Source organism: Legionella sp., from assembly GCF_049790535.1.
GTDB lineage: Bacteria > Pseudomonadota > Gammaproteobacteria > Legionellales > Legionellaceae > Legionella.
This window is the reverse complement of the sequence record NZ_JBAQZB010000067.1, coordinates 1-14,730: the sequence shown is the minus strand read 5'-3', so window position 1 is coordinate 14,730 and position 14,730 is coordinate 1. Positions and strand designations below refer to the sequence as shown.

The window sequence follows — 14,730 nt, the reverse complement described above, 5'->3', positions numbered from 1 at the left end:
CGCCTGGCACAGCACCGGACCGCCATGAACGCCATTCCTGGGGAGTCTACTTCCGGTAATGGCAAGATTCAAAGTACAGCTGCTACCTGCTTGTCCTTTAGGCGCCAGTTGACAGGGAGTAGTTTGGGCAATACCGCGTATGGATTGCATCACCAGGTTCTTAGGTTTAGCAGATTGGTTTTGCACCATATACTGCACGGTAGCTGTCGCGTTTCTAATTACAGTCTGTGTAGGATTACTGCCTGGTGCTGGAACGATAGTCCACAGCGGCTGCGCTGCTTGCGCTGCTGGCCATAGCAGATAGAGTAACAGGCTAACCAGTATCCTGCTCATTAATGTATTGTTTTTGATATTTTTCTTCATCATTCCTATCCTTGTGTAAGTGAGATTCAGCAATATTCCATTGGTTTAAGCGTTGGTGGATTTTCTGGCCGTATACGTCTTTTCAATATCTGACGCCAAATAAAAAGTCTGTGTCTCACCACCGCAAGCCCAAACAGGTCCCACGGTTATTGAACCCACTCAGGTCCAATCTTTGGAGAGCATCACAGGCCCTATGGTGCCTACAAAGGCCGTACTTCCCAATACACCGGCTGCGACAGTAGAAAAAAATAAACGATACGTCATAAGTGCTCTTTGCAAAGTAAAAACAGTCAGCAGCAATCGATTGAAATAACAAGAAGGTGAATGCACAAAGGCGCATCATAAGATTTAATCAGAGCAAAGTAAGGAAACAAGACTTCTAATAAAGGAAAGAAACACAATAAAACGTAATAGCGAAAAATGAAAATAAGGAAAAAACTATTGCTGATTGTTGGCAATGACCCCATCATTGGACGCTACGAGCAAGTCTTGTTTGATACTTAATAGATGCTTCATTCCTTCCACAAGTATTCTATAAGTTATTTGATTAAAAAACCATTGCAAATCATGATACTTTATTGATGATTTAAAATCAAAAATTTATTTCAATTCATATTTCTGAATGCAATAAGATTATCGGGCTGTTTAAGTTTTAAAAAGCGCTGATAGTAAGGATTCGCAGTCCAGACTACCAGCTGACCACAATTTATGAGGACTAAATCATGGCTGACGTCATACTAGACGATCTCAAGACCATTTTTCAATGGTACAAGCACTTAAATCAATACTATCCCTCAATTTTATCTCCTTAAGAGCACCTAACTAATTTTTTTTATTTCATTATATAAAAAATTTGCATAGTTTTTCTTATGGTTTTTTGTGACGGGTAGCATTTTGCTATGTTACCCGTATTTTTTCTCGCATCTAAAAAAAGAGAGGATTATGGATAGTTATGGAAATAACCAATTTGGATTTATGAATGAGCAAAAGAATTTTTTTAACACTTTTGCAAAAGAATATTTAGCCTTAGGAAATGCCGTTATTATCATTATTGATGAAATACTTTATTTTATAAGAACAGTTAATTCAAAAGAGAAGCAATTAAGATGGAGAAACAAGAACCGTCTAAAGCACAGCTATAACTGCATCATTTTAGATTGGGGTTTACCGGATAAACCAGGAGAAGAATTACTGCATTTTATTCGTTCCAGCCAACTCAATAAAAACTCGTTTATAATAGTAGCGTCTGCTCATTTTAATGAGGAAATAAAGTAACTTTGTTTAACGTTTGGTGCAAACCAAGTTTTGGCAAAACCTATACTTGCTAAACAATTAAAAGAATTAATTTTTAATTGCTTAAAGGGTAATTAAATCAATTCATTTAATGAATGATGGCGTTTCGATTTGTTTTACGAGTTGTCTACGACACTGGGGAGGTAGTATTAGGAATCTAAATATCCCTGTTTATGAGTTACAAACCAAATTAAGTGGATCAGGTGGGTAGATCGTTTTCCATTTTTGAAAATGATGAGCAGATAATAATTGATCTATCTAAATTAAGAGACAGAGAAGATTTTCAGTTTTTTAGAAAAGAACTGCCTTCCAAACGAGCCATCCCCGTGAATAAGCAAAGTTTAAAAACAAGATAGCATGCAAGAGATAGGATGCCCGAGTAGATGCATCACACAATAAAACCTGATGAGAATCTAGCGACAGTTCAGAGTGAAGTCAGTGCGCGACGGATACTGGATGATCCAATTTGAACTACTGCAAATGAAGACAGGATATATCTGTATGTAACTTGATTTTTCTCAGAAAAACATTTTTATTTTATGACAAGGAAATACTTATGAATATTGTCTAATCTTTGGTGAACAATATGGTATTACAACCACTCAGACGTGTGCCAAGCTCATAGTACCTGTACCGAACAAATTGGTTGATAATTTTTGGCACATTCCGCCTATATCAAATCGCCTATCTTAACAACTTTTATACAAGCTTGATCTGCTACAGAAAAGCGCCGTTCTATCGAGAGGTTTTTTTATTTCAATCTTATATTACGTTTTGGCATCATTTGTTTTTACAATAATCTTAGATCTTTCCCATTTAGGGGACAGCTATAATCACTCGCAGAGAACTTGGTGTAGAGACCTATTTAATCAATAATAGAAATAATAATAGTAATATTAACTTCTTTTTTGTTATAATTTTTAACACAATGTTTTCTAATTAGATTTTTTGAGAGTTTTATGCGTCTTGACCTTGGTAACATAACTGGCAATGAAGTATTACAAGTCTTTGCTGCAATCCCTGATGATGTAACTTCACTTGATTTGAGCATGAATGACCTTGGTTTCAAAACAGGCACTGAATTAAGACAAGTCTTTACTGCAATCCCTGCTAATGTGACTTCACTTGATTTGAGCAAGAATCGCCTTGGTTGTAAAACAGGCGTTGAATTAGCACAAGCCTTAGCTGCAATTCCTGATAGCGTGATTTCACTTGATTTAAGAGATAATGACCTTAATTTCATAACAGACGCTGAATTAGCACAAGCCTTAGCTGCGATTCCTGATAGCGTGACTTCACTTGATTTGAGCATGAATTTCCTTCGTTTCAAAACAGCCGATGAATTAGTACAAGTTTTTGCTGACATCCCTCCTAGAAAGACTTCTCTTAATTTGATCATAAAAGATCTTGGTAAAAAAACACGCGATGAATTAGTACAAATCCTTGCTGTTATGCCTGTTGGAATGACTTTAAATAATTTAAGCTCGAATGACTTTGATAACAATACAGCCGCCGAATTAACACAAGCTTTAGATAAAATCCCTGATGAGCAAATAAACTCGGTCGACTCTACTATTCAAAAAAAATATGACATTAATTTAATACTGGATAATTATTTAGCAGGAAGACGTGCTGTTACTAATTCCTCTGGGGCAACAAAAGAATATTTTCATGGAAGTTTTTTTTCTATCTTTCAAAAAAGTTTTACACAAAAAAGAGATGCTGTTGCTAATTTAAAATTAGCGTTAGATGGAGTGGATGTTGATTTAAGCAAACATTTATCCACCTTAAGAAATGGTAAGCTGGGTAAAGAGCTTCGATCATTTATTCAATCAGGCATGGGTGATGATCTCGTTGGAAAAGAAGTCAATACTGTGAGTGACTTTGTGCAGGCTCTTCAGGATAAGAATCGAGTCGTTCAAGATAACTGCTGCAGATAGGTTTTTAAATCACATTACTTCTTCTTTTGACTCCATCAAACACTTTATGTTTTTGGGGTTACAAGAAGTTGTCGCAATTTTTTCTTTTCTTCGTGTGTCACAGGATCTTGATAATTTAGCAAATAACACGAGTATTCCCCTAGTGAATCAAAGAATAAAATCTATTTTAGAAGAAATAGCTCCTGAGGAGATTCAATATTTTAATGCAAAAGTGGTCTGTTCTGATGGTATTTTAGAAAACAGCTATTATTTTTTAAATGTCACCTATGCCATCATGTGTCTTGATCATGAACAATCTATTTATAAAAAAATGAGCGGAGAGGATGATATAGTCTCTTTTAAACGTTTAGTTTATAGAGAAAATTGTTTAAATGAATTAAATATCGCAAGGGATAAAGAATATGTTCCGCATTTATTAGTTAGTGAAAAAATAAAAGCTATTTTTACTAAAGAAAAAATCACTGGAATTCGTTTTCTATGTCCAGAAAATTACTAAAAATTACTTTATTAAACTTTTTCATTATTTATTTTGCTTTCACTAAATTAAAACGTAGTGCTAATCAGAAACGATTTGTAGAGATAGCAGAAATTTATTTTGATAGTGGTTAGGCTAGGTCTCCAATACATAATCTTACTAAAAATTTCTGCTATTTCAATTTATTAAGCAATGTCAGTATTAAGAATTAAAAATACTAAAAATCCACAACATCAACTGAAACTAATATTGCGGATCTAAATTGGCACGTTTAATTTATTGCAAAATTAGTCTTTTGAGTAATTTCAGAAGGTAGTTTATTTTCAGTTGAACTTAATGAAGCTGAAGTAAAAAATTGAGTATCATTATATGCTGGAACAAGCAATACTTTATTTTCGTTTTTTCTCAAGACTTTGATAAAATCCATTAATTTTTCGCATGATTTTTTACCCAAAACTTTAAGGATCTTTTCATCACAGCCATTCAAATGAGATAAAACATTTCTAGAAACTTCACAAAGGACCTCATGGCTCCTTTCTTTCGTAAGGCTTCTCTTGGCTTTTATTAGATCAATAACTTTTTCTGTCATATTTCTTAAGGCTTTAGCATAGGCTATTAACCAATCCTGTGTATTTTTAGAAACTTCTGCAGTTTCAGATTCATCGCCTGCTGGAGTAGCTAGCATAGCTAAGCTAAAATGTCCAGCCATGTATTCAAGATACGCATTTACTTGTTGAGGATATTTTGTATAGATTTCCCTAATTTTAATATCCCAATTATCTTTCTTCTTTAGAAAATCGACATAAACATCGCCCATCATTAGATAAGGTTTGTATTGTTTGAGTTCTTGATGATTGTCCCAAAGAGATTCTTTTACTAACTGATTATCCCAATTGCTTTTTTTCAATTCGATTTGGATGTTAATCGCATTATCTATTTCCTTATGTTGCTGAATATAGGCAATGTCTTTCCAATCAACTTGGTTGTACACACAATAGGCTAGCAATGGAAAGTGCATGGGATAATCGTACTGATCTTTTTTATATGTAGTTGCGTAAAAATATTCTTCTTTAAAATCAATTAGTTCTTCAATTAATCTAAGATGTTTTACAATAGGGGTTCTTTTTGCCTCTATAAGTTTGCAATATAATAAAAAAATATCAGCTTCAGATAATTTTACGTCCTGCGCAAAGTTTTGCTTTCCTTGTATGACTAAATTAATAATATCTTCGTCTGAACCTCCTTTTTGAATAAGCTCCATGATAAATTTTATAAATGTTGCATCTCGATTCCAATCATTTTTTTTAATAATTTTTGTCATAAAGTGACCCTTTAGTTTATTTTTAAAAAATACTAATAAATAGTAAGTTGGGGGATTCTAAACCAATAGTATAAATTTACAACCTTTTATTTGACACAACGAAGCCAAATATCTCAATAAAATAAATACAATGTGCATTAACTTTTGTTAAATCAAGTTACGGTGCAAACGGGAACACCGATGGCCGTGACATGATAGGATGACATACATCATCTTGTTGCGATGGGTACAAAGAGAAGCCCCTTTTGGTCTCAACATCATTTGGTGTTACATATCCTAATGTAGAATGTAATCGCTGACGGTTATAAAAAACTTCTACATATTCAAAGATACTGCATTTAGCTTGTTCCCGAGAGCAATAGTGTTCAAAGTAAACGTGCTCGGTCTTTAATGTATGGAAGAAGCGTTCCATTGCCGCATTATCATAGCAGTTACCAGCACCACTCATGCTAATGGTAATTTAATGTGTTTTAAGTAGCTCTTGAAACTCCTGGCTTGTATATTGGCATCCTTTAATCAGAATGATGCATCAATCCAGGCTGTGGTTTTCGATGGACTAATGCTTGTTCTAAAGCGTTTCGAACCAAACGTGCTGTCATACGTTCATTCATCGCAAGCCCTACAATGCGCTTGGAGTATAGGTCCATTACTGCTGCAACTTAAAGCCAACCCTCTGCTGTAGCATAGGTTATCTCTGCGACCCAGCGCTGATTGGGCTTGATTGCGCTAAAGTCGCGATTTAATACATTATTAATTGGTAATCAACTTATTGGTCTTTTTATTAAGCTTAATCCTTAATCATTGAATCTCTCTATTGAGTTTCCCCCATGTGCAGCCCAAACTGCGAACAAAGCTTGGGACAGATTTTCATTAAAAATTTCATTAGATCATATTCATAGTCATACTATTTTGCTTGGCACTAAAAAAATCATTTAATTTTTGGATAAGTTCTTCGTTTGGTGTAAGAAAACCAAGGTTAAGAATAAACGGCTCACATAACTCTAATAGAGAAGATTCGGGATTTTTTTCAAGTGCATTTAAAATTTTTTCAAACCCTTCGTCTGTGATGTTAGTGAGGGTAAGATCTATTCTTTTAATAGGAATAGATTTTTCTATCAGTTCAGCAATATAAGCTGCGCTTACATTGGTTATTCCATCATTAGAATTAACGTCTAATAATCGAACAGATGATGAATTTTCTTTTAGAGAATTGAAAAGATGACGAAATTCCTCATCATCTAAATCATTAGCTCCCAAATAGATTTCTTCTAAAGATTGATGATTTTTTATCGATTCTGCCAGAAATTTAATAGCACCTTTTGAGTTATTGCCAAGAAATTCGAGCTTTTTAACATGAGTGCTATGTTTTAGTGCGCTGAAAATCTCTCTTGATGATGCAAAATCTAAACCTAACTGACTGCATTTAACTACATCTAAAGTAGGATCATTTGCAGTAAGTCTGTTTACGATAGTTTGAACGGTATCATTTTTAATACTAAATAGGGTATGCATTTAAGATCTCCAAATAAATAATTTAAACGCTCCATAATTTATGATGCATTCCCTTGCTTTATTAATGAATGTTTTAAGCGATGATTATTTCCCTTATCTTGGATCGGTACTAACTGAAAGGGGTGCAAGATTTTTATCATTCGTAGTAGTCGTAGTAGTTGATACAAAGTCGGTATAAATTTTACTTTAAAATAAAAGTAAAAAAAACTCTTCAGTGTTTTTTTTTAAATATAAGCTATTGAATTTTATGTTAATTTTATTTTTTCAATTTTAGAGCTGTTTTTTTGGATATTTTCATTAAAAGTTATAAAGAGTTAAATAATATTGAAGATACAGTTAACTTAATAAATTATTCAGTTATTATTGGATCAGCGTATGTTACCCTGATTTTTAAGTTGGAGGTAAGCGAGAAATAATTATTTGTCAGTATAACTAAAGGAATACTAAATAATGGAACTATTAAGATTACATTGTCTGTTGTATATACAATATGTTATTTCATTTTGTGGGGTGCTTGTTATCTTTATTGGTGTTTTAATCGCATATCCCTCACATCATTAGGTAGAACCCAATCTCAATTCAGTGGTCAAGCCATACAGGTCTCAACTGGTTTTATGGAGGCAGGTACCTCATCGAAACAAGAGAATTATTTTGTGCCTTCTTTATATTTTGGATTCCCTACAAAGAATAACATAACGTTTGGAGTCGCAGCTGTAGGTAACAATTTTAATAGTGATCTGGATGGGCATTCCATTTTACGTTATGAACAATCTAATAATTCCATCCAAGATATTGATTTAGTTCCTGCTCTCGGATTTGAGCTCAATAAATATATTTCATTTGGAGCTTCTGTAACTTATTCACATGCACATTTTCTTTTTGAACCAATTATTGGTTTTCCTAGCTTAAATATTCCTGATAGCCAAAGTACCAATAAAACGTGGAGTAACGCCTGGGGCGGTGATGCAGGAGTCTTGCTAAAGCCTACAAAGACGTTATTGATGGGATTTAATTATCGCAGCGCCATTATCTATTCTATGACTGGCAAAAGTATATTCAAAGGAAGCACGCTTATTTTTTCTAATAACTATGGTTTTAATTTTTGGACTCCTGCACGGAGTGTCCTCTCTGTTAACTATTTTAAAACACCTCAACTATCCTATATTGGCACGTTGGAATATATTCAAAATAGCATTTTTAAGAAGATGACTGTGCACAATATAGCTACCCCAACGGGTATTTTAACTACAGCCAGCATCCCTTATAATTTTCACGATTCCTGGCTTTTGACTTTAGGAACCAATTATCGAATTTCGTCAAAGTGGGTAATTCGTGGAGCAGGAAGTTACGCGCAAGCACCTTCTAATGGACAATTTCAGATAGATACGGGGGACAGTTTTATCCTTGGCGCATCGGTCGGATACACGATTTTTAAAAATATTATTCTAGATGCCAGTTATGCTCATGTGTTTATTAGAAATGAAAAAATCCATATCACTTCTCAGCCAAACCTTATTGACGGGATTAATAAAGAATCGATTAATACTGTTGCTGGTAAATTGACGCTAAGAGCCTAAATGTTCAGCTCCCACCTTTATTCTCAATGTCTTTATCGGTGAAAAAGTACTAAAGTCCGGTGACTTAATTTAGAACTAATACTTTTTGTAATTCTTTTGCACGATTACTATTGAAGTGTGTTGGGGGTATGTTTACTGACAATTATGATGCGAATGCTCAAAACTCCTTTAGAAACTCGTTAGAAGGATTTCAGGGGGGCGGGGTCACATTTAAGATAACATCATTGGTTCAGGAATAATAAATAGTATATCCTTGGTTTACTAGGCGATTAACAATGAATTCAAAGCTAAACATAATTAAATTGGCTGTTGGACCAAACTCATTAAAAGAGTTAGAGGCATGGCAAACTCAGCGTATGTGCGAGAAAGCGGCAAATAATGAAAATAGCGAGCTGATTCATAGTACACGTAATTTTCCTAGGCGTGCTGAAGAAATCTTGGGTGGGGGTTCGATTTATTGGGTAATTAAGGGTAGGATTGTAGGTCGCAATCGCATTTTAGAATTTCGGCCGATGATACATAATGATCGACTCCATTGCGGAATTGTTTACGATCCAAAACTCATTCGCGTTATACCAAGGCCACGCCGACCATTTCAAGGCTGGCGCTATCTTGAAGGAAAGGATACACCATCTGATTTAACTGAAGAAATGGGCGAAATTCCTGAGAATATGCTGCGTGAATTAATAGAACTTGGAGTGCTTTAAGATGAACTATGTTAGAACTTAGAAGCCAAACGCTATTAAATCTCGAAATGGATTATTTAACAAACTAGAACGTGATTAGGTGAGAACAAATGATCAACATGATAAAAACCTCTTACTATTTCAAAGAGATGCAGAGTCCAGTAGGATTACTGAAATTGATAGGAAGCGATAACGGACTTGCAGGAATTTTATGGGAAAATGAGCGCCCTGGCCGAGTTAATTTACATCCACAAATTGAAGACCATCATCATAAAATTCTTTTAGAAACTGAAAAGCAGTTGAATGAATATTTTTCAGGTAAGCGTAAATATTTTAATATTCTTTTAGATTTTAATGGAACAAAATTCCAAAAAGAGGTTTGGAATTATTTAGTTCATATTCCATTCGGAATTACCAAAACTTATGGTCAAGTTGCTAAAGATTTAGGGCGTCCAAAGGCAATGCGGGCTGTTGGAGCAGCAAATGGTAGAAATCCAATTTCAATAATCGCTGCATGTCATCGAGTCATTGGAGCTGATGGCTCGTTAACTGGATTTGCAGGTGGTCTTACGGTGAAATCATTTTTACTGGATCATGAAAAGAATTTAATATGATAGAACATAAATTAAATAGGGCTTTGTAAATTTGATCGTTTACGGTAATTTTGTAGGGGAGTTAGGGACTGTAACTCCTTTTCTTCCTTGAATAATTTCTTGGTTAGAATTAAGCCCCAAAATTTATTTTTTGATTCGCCCCACTGTTGAATTAGAAAATTCATAATATTGAAAAACAACCTATTTTCTTAATTTATTTGTTTTTGATTTACGATAAACAATTAAGAGTGGAGACCATAATTTCCCAATTTATTAACAATAATTTTTGTAAAGAAGTTATGCCTCAGCGTATTTCTTTTCTTCCTTGTGATAAATTATATATTCCTAAATCACCTGGTTATCAATTAATGGATTATTAAATTGTAACAAGTAGCGTTTTGCCAACTGATAAGACGCATAATCTGTAAGATGCCCTTCGTCTCTAAATGCCGGAATACCGTTAATATCAGCCGTACATAGGTCATTGGGGCATTGTACCTTTTTGGGATCAATAATGATTAATTGACTGTATTTATTTTTCATTATTAAAAATAAATTATTTAACCAATCTTCTTCGCTTTGTTCTTCAGTTGCTTGCAAGGTAAAATTACATAGTTCCGGCCTGTACTCTTTTCGTCGTTTTATATGGGCAAAAAAACAATCATGAAGGTTTTGTTTTGCTATCGCTGTTGCTTTTATTAATACTGGTTTGGCACCGGAAGTAATAATCATTTGAATGGCATTATCAAGAGCTCTTGTAATACGTTCTTTAGTGAGTTCGAGTGAACGATTATCGTTTAAATTATTAATAATCTTATCACCCAAATATCCTTTCCATGCTTCTCCTATAACCACAAAATCAAAATGATTTGCCTTAATCATATTAAAATAGCGAGTAGTCTGTTCATAACACTCCTTGTAAATGTCATTTTTATCATACCAATCATACAAAAATATCCCAGGTAGGGTAAGACAAGAGGCAGTTGCATGAGCAAGAATAGACACATTGGCTTGCTGAGCTAGAGTATCCATAAATAACCAAGAATGATTTGAAAAAGAATCACCAATCATAAAAGCAGCTCGGCTATTTGCCTCTTTCGATCCCAGAGTACAATTATTATTTACTTTAATATTTTGTCTTTGCAAACATAATGTCCTTTGTGGAGCATCATATCGATTTAATTGATCATAAATTCTTACAACTTCAGCATTAAAACGGCCAGGATATCCTTGGTATTTTTTAACATAATGAGCAGTAAGATGGGTTATTCCGATAGGTAACGCAAGCATGTAAATTAAAGTATATGCAAATTTAATATCATTGAATTGACGTGCCGGTTTTTCAATAAATTTCCATGAAAGATAAGCCAAAATAAAGGTTAAACTTAAGGCCAATATTAAAATGGAATTTGTCGCTGTAATATTCTGGTAGTGAATTATTGTAAATAAAGGCCAATGCCAAATATATAAAGAATAAGAAAGTAATCCAATAAATACGATTGGCTTAAGAGATAAAAATTTAGTCAAAAAAGGTTTGGGATTATGCTCGCCAACTGCGATAAGTACAGCAGTCGCAGCGCACAAGGCAAAAGCATGCCAATTAGGAAAACCCAAACTGATTTCGCTGCGCGTTGCTATATATAATATAGCGATAATAGCAATTATACTTATCAAATTTAAAAGATATTTATTGATTGAAAAACGCTGGGGAGTTAATGCGACACAAGAGCCAATTAAAAACTCAAAAATTCGGCTTGAAAATTGATAATACGCTTTTGCAGGATAATGAACTGATAAATATAAAGATAAAACAAATAAAACCAGGGTAAATAAATACATAATCCTAAGCAGATTATGCCTGGAAAAAATTCGCTTGAGTACATAAATAACAACAGGCAAGACTAAATAACATTGCCACTCAATCGACAAAGACCAAGTATGCAATAAAGGTAATTTATGAGTATCTGTTTCGAAATACCCTGCAGTTATTCGCTCAAAAAAACGATTTGATATAAACAGTGATGTTTTACGAGCACTTTTGAAATATTGTAATAAATCATCAGGCAAATATAAAAGCAAAGTTAACAGCATAGTCATAAAGATTAAGCAGATAAATACCGGTTGCAAGCGCCAGAGTCTGCGTCCATAAAATTGCATGAAAGAAAAATTATTGTTTTGCAGCGATTGATGAATAATACTAGTAATTAAAAATCCGGAAATAACAAAAAAAATATCCACCCCAACAAAACCGGAAGGTATTAATTTTAAACCACTATGAAAAAACAAAACGAATATAATGGCAATTGCCCGCAATCCGTCAATATCTGGGCGATAGTTCATCCTCAAAATCCTTTATTTATAAATGAACATTTTATATCACAAATTTTCTTAAATGATCAGTGGCAAATTATGAGAACAGATTATGTATAAGATAAGTTTTTATGTACCAGAAAATTACCTTGAACAGGTAAAAAAAGCCTTATTTGAAGTAGGTGCAGGTAGAATAGGGCAATATGCATGTTGTGCGTGGCAGGTAAAAGGCGAAGGTCAATTTATGCCTTTAAACGAAAGTAACGCCTTTATTGGTGAAAAGAATAAGTTGGAAACCGTAATGGAATATAAAGTTGAAATGGTTTGCAAAGAGGAGATTATCCATGCCGTGATTGCTGCACTGAACAGAGCACATCCTTATGAAACTCCTGCTTATCATGTAATTCGAGTTGAAGAATTTTGAAAAAAAGAAGCATGTGCTCACTGATAAGTTCTTAAAGATCATTTTGGGAGGCTAATTTGAGCGAAAACATCCTTGAATATGATCATTCACCATGCCTACAGCCTGCATATAAGCATATATAATGGTTGACCCAGCAAAGCGCATGCCTCTTTTTTTCAGATCTTTAGATAATGCATCAGATTCCTTTGTTTGTATGGGAACTTCTTGTAGTGATTGCGGATGATTGATCTTCGGTTGGCCTTGAACAAATTGCCAAACATAATTATCAAATGATCCAAATTCTAGTTGAATGGTTATAAAAACGCGTGCATTTTGACGGGCAGAAAAGACTTTTAAACGATTACGTATAATAGCGGGGTTGGTTAATAAAGTTTCTAAATAAGAATCACTCAGATTAGCAACAACTGTGGGGTCAAATTGTTTGAACGCCTCTCGATATCCTTCTCGTCGTTTCAAAATTGTTTCCCAACTAAGGCCAGCTTGTGCTCCTTCCAAAATGAGCATTTCAAAATGTTTTTGATCACTATGCACAGGAATGCCCCATTCAGTATCGTGATAGAGTTCATAGTGGGGCTTATTTGTTCCCACCCACGGACAACGGTTCATCATTAACTCCCAAAAATAAATAACACTAAAATTGCTAATTAGTTAATTTGTCTAATTCGTTTCAACCTTTATATATAGTCTTTACTATCAATGCTCTAGTAGTACCAAATTCATCACAGAGGTCCCAAAGATTGATTATTCTTAAGTAAAGTTGTTGCTGTAATAAAACTGATAATAGCCATTACAATAAGATAATAAGCTGGAGCGACAAGCCCAATTTCTTTTATAAGTAAGCTCACCATCAAAGGCGCAGTGCCACCGAATAAGGCATTTCCCAAGTTATAAGAAAATGCTATTCCACTATATCGCACATTAAGCGGACAATTTTCAACAATTGCTGTTAACGTATTTCCTTGATCAAATGAGCTTAAAATAGTTGTAATACCTAAAGATAATAGCACTAATGATTGAGCTTTAGTCTGCAGTAAATAAAAACAAGGTAAAATCAAAAATATAATGGCTATTATATTTATTATTAGCATCTTTTTGCGTGTAAAATAATCGCCACAGAGGCCTGCTAAGGGAACGGTAAATAGCAGGACAGTTAATAAAAGGCTTTGCATTGTTAACGCATCACTGAATGAAAAGCCTATATAATGTTCTAAATAGGTGGGCATATATCCAACAAAAATATAATAAAAGCTTGAACTCATACAAGTAAGGCCCAAAATTTTCAGTAATTGGGACGGGGCAAATTTAATAGCTGCAATAAAAGGAAGGGACTTAATAAGATGATCTTTTTGCAATTGAGAGTAAACCAGCGTTTCCGTTAATTTAAAACGATAATAAATTATTAATGATCCGAACAAGCCTATGAAAAGAAAAGGTAATCGCCAAACCCAACTTTTAATGGAGTCTTCTGTAAAAAAGTAATGAAGTAGCATTAATGTTGCTGTTGCTAGTAAAAAACCTAAATTCGCACCGGTTGCAGCAAAACTAGTGATGAAGCCACGTTTGTTATTTGAAGCTGATTCGGCGAGATAGATCATAATGCCACTGTACTCTCCCCCTATAGATAGACCTTGGATCAAACGAAGTAGGAGAAATAAAACAGTGGCAATTACACCTATTTTTTCAAAGGAGGGAATAACTCCAATCAAAAAGGTAGACAGTGTGATAATTAAGATAGAAACTCTCAATGTTTTGGCACGGCCGAAAGTATCGCCAAAATAGCCAAAAATTATTCCCCCTAGTGGACGACAAAGAAAACCAGCTGCAAATACAATAAACGCAGCAATCGTCGCCTTTCCAGTTGGTTCTTGAGGAAAAAACTGCGCACCGATTATAGGGGCCATGAAAATAAATAGCCCTAAATCAAACCATTCTATGGTATTGCCCAGACTTGAAATGAGTAGTTCTTTTTTTATCAATGGTAATCGCATCAAACGAGTAATACTTAATTTAATATACATGTACTGGGAAAAATATAAATGATATTTTGATTTAAAAAAACTTTTTTCACCCAGTGACCTAGTTAATAAGTGTCTTCCAGTAATCAATTCATTATTCGTTGTATTTTTGTTACAGTGGATTAAGGACTATTAGTGCTTATTTTTCTAAGCTATTGCAAAGGAACTGATGATGCATAATGAATATGCAGGTGTTATTACTCGATTTCTGCGAGATGATG

At 34.2% G+C, this 14,730-nt stretch carries 14 protein-coding genes and 1 pseudogene; 7 read left to right on the top strand and 8 right to left on the bottom strand.

Annotated elements, in window-relative coordinates:
• Window positions 1-333: pseudogene (locus WA877_RS03860) on the bottom strand (DUF1566 domain-containing protein); the annotation flags it as partial.
• A gap of 972 nt (window positions 334-1,305) precedes the next feature.
• Between WA877_RS03860 and WA877_RS03855 the strand changes: the two are divergent.
• From WA877_RS03855 to WA877_RS03845, 3 genes are all read left to right on the top strand, one after another.
• Window positions 1,306-1,638, top strand: a complete 333-nt coding sequence (locus WA877_RS03855) for a hypothetical protein (protein ID WP_425169614.1) — start codon at window positions 1,306-1,308, stop codon at window positions 1,636-1,638.
• A gap of 977 nt (window positions 1,639-2,615) precedes the next feature.
• Window positions 2,616-3,596, top strand: a complete 981-nt coding sequence (locus WA877_RS03850; RefSeq protein WP_425169613.1) for a hypothetical protein — start codon at window positions 2,616-2,618, stop codon at window positions 3,594-3,596.
• A 46-nt stretch (window positions 3,597-3,642) separates the two neighbouring features.
• Window positions 3,643-4,092, top strand: a complete 450-nt coding sequence (locus WA877_RS03845) for an Imm43 family immunity protein (RefSeq protein ID WP_425169612.1) — start codon at window positions 3,643-3,645, stop codon at window positions 4,090-4,092.
• 250 nt (window positions 4,093-4,342) lie between these two features.
• Here WA877_RS03845 and WA877_RS03840 read toward each other — a convergent pair whose 3' ends face one another.
• The 4 genes from WA877_RS03840 to WA877_RS03825 form a co-directional block, all read right to left on the bottom strand.
• Window positions 4,343-5,392, bottom strand: a complete 1,050-nt coding sequence (locus tag WA877_RS03840) for a hypothetical protein (protein WP_425169611.1) — start codon at window positions 5,390-5,392, stop codon at window positions 4,343-4,345.
• Between the two features lie 157 nt (window positions 5,393-5,549).
• On the bottom strand, window positions 5,550-5,840 hold the full coding sequence (locus tag WA877_RS03835) for an IS3 family transposase (RefSeq protein WP_425169610.1): 291 nt from the start codon (window positions 5,838-5,840) through the stop codon (window positions 5,550-5,552).
• Between the two features lie 64 nt (window positions 5,841-5,904).
• A complete protein-coding gene (locus tag WA877_RS03830; RefSeq protein ID WP_425169609.1) occupies window positions 5,905-6,039 on the bottom strand; it encodes a hypothetical protein in 135 nt (44 codons plus the stop codon).
• Window positions 6,040-6,274: 235 nt separating this feature from the next.
• Entirely contained in the window at window positions 6,275-6,904 is a 630-nt protein-coding gene (locus tag WA877_RS03825; RefSeq protein WP_425169608.1) for a hypothetical protein, read from the bottom strand.
• Window positions 6,905-7,374: 470 nt separating this feature from the next.
• On the opposite strand from WA877_RS03825, the gene WA877_RS03820 reads away from it, so the two are divergent.
• The 3 genes from WA877_RS03820 to WA877_RS03810 all read left to right on the top strand — a co-directional run bounded on the left by WA877_RS03820 (window position 7,375) and on the right by WA877_RS03810 (window position 9,781).
• Entirely contained in the window at window positions 7,375-8,481 is a 1,107-nt protein-coding gene (locus WA877_RS03820; protein WP_425169607.1) for an OmpP1/FadL family transporter, read from the top strand.
• Between the two features lie 275 nt (window positions 8,482-8,756).
• Window positions 8,757-9,188 (top strand): DUF1489 family protein, encoded by a 432-nt coding sequence (locus tag WA877_RS03815; protein ID WP_425169606.1) that lies wholly within the window; start codon window positions 8,757-8,759, stop codon window positions 9,186-9,188.
• Between the two features lie 89 nt (window positions 9,189-9,277).
• Window positions 9,278-9,781: a methylated-DNA--[protein]-cysteine S-methyltransferase gene (locus WA877_RS03810; protein WP_425169605.1), complete on the top strand. Its 504-nt coding sequence runs from the start codon at window positions 9,278-9,280 to the stop codon at window positions 9,779-9,781.
• A 324-nt stretch (window positions 9,782-10,105) separates the two neighbouring features.
• On the opposite strand, the gene WA877_RS03805 is transcribed toward WA877_RS03810, so the two are convergent.
• Window positions 10,106-12,100, bottom strand: coding sequence for an acyltransferase family protein (locus WA877_RS03805; protein WP_425169604.1), 1,995 nt, complete (start codon window positions 12,098-12,100; stop codon window positions 10,106-10,108).
• Window positions 12,101-12,182: 82 nt separating this feature from the next.
• Here WA877_RS03805 and WA877_RS03800 point away from each other — a divergent pair, with 82 nt between their 5' ends.
• On the top strand, window positions 12,183-12,494 hold the full coding sequence (locus tag WA877_RS03800) for an NGG1p interacting factor NIF3 (protein WP_425169603.1): 312 nt from the start codon (window positions 12,183-12,185) through the stop codon (window positions 12,492-12,494).
• A 51-nt stretch (window positions 12,495-12,545) separates the two neighbouring features.
• Here WA877_RS03800 and WA877_RS03795 read toward each other — a convergent pair whose 3' ends face one another.
• Window positions 12,546-13,100 (bottom strand): DNA-3-methyladenine glycosylase I, encoded by a 555-nt coding sequence (locus WA877_RS03795; protein WP_425169602.1) that lies wholly within the window; start codon window positions 13,098-13,100, stop codon window positions 12,546-12,548.
• A 113-nt stretch (window positions 13,101-13,213) separates the two neighbouring features.
• The gene (locus WA877_RS03790; RefSeq protein ID WP_425169601.1) at window positions 13,214-14,512 is read right to left on the bottom strand and encodes an MFS transporter; all 1,299 of its coding nucleotides are present in this window, start codon (window positions 14,510-14,512) and stop codon (window positions 13,214-13,216) included.
• Window positions 14,513-14,730: the final 218 nt, after the last annotated feature.

Coding starts and splice junctions, on each gene's coding strand:
- WA877_RS03790 (WP_425169601.1), bottom strand. CDS start 14,512: ATGTATATTAAATTAAGTATTACTCGTTTGATGCGATTACCATTGATA.
- WA877_RS03810 (WP_425169605.1), top strand. CDS start 9,278: ATGATCAACATGATAAAAACCTCTTACTATTTCAAAGAGATGCAGAGT.
- WA877_RS03850 (WP_425169613.1), top strand. CDS start 2,616: ATGCGTCTTGACCTTGGTAACATAACTGGCAATGAAGTATTACAAGTC.
- WA877_RS03845 (WP_425169612.1), top strand. CDS start 3,643: ATGTTTTTGGGGTTACAAGAAGTTGTCGCAATTTTTTCTTTTCTTCGT.
- WA877_RS03800 (WP_425169603.1), top strand. CDS start 12,183: ATGTATAAGATAAGTTTTTATGTACCAGAAAATTACCTTGAACAGGTA.
- WA877_RS03835 (WP_425169610.1), bottom strand. CDS start 5,840: ATGAGTGGTGCTGGTAACTGCTATGATAATGCGGCAATGGAACGCTTC.
- WA877_RS03855 (WP_425169614.1), top strand. CDS start 1,306: ATGGATAGTTATGGAAATAACCAATTTGGATTTATGAATGAGCAAAAG.
- WA877_RS03805 (WP_425169604.1), bottom strand. CDS start 12,100: ATGAACTATCGCCCAGATATTGACGGATTGCGGGCAATTGCCATTATA.
- WA877_RS03795 (WP_425169602.1), bottom strand. CDS start 13,100: ATGAACCGTTGTCCGTGGGTGGGAACAAATAAGCCCCACTATGAACTC.
- WA877_RS03825 (WP_425169608.1), bottom strand. CDS start 6,904: ATGCATACCCTATTTAGTATTAAAAATGATACCGTTCAAACTATCGTA.
- WA877_RS03840 (WP_425169611.1), bottom strand. CDS start 5,392: ATGACAAAAATTATTAAAAAAAATGATTGGAATCGAGATGCAACATTT.
- WA877_RS03815 (WP_425169606.1), top strand. CDS start 8,757: ATGAATTCAAAGCTAAACATAATTAAATTGGCTGTTGGACCAAACTCA.
- WA877_RS03830 (WP_425169609.1), bottom strand. CDS start 6,039: ATGGACCTATACTCCAAGCGCATTGTAGGGCTTGCGATGAATGAACGT.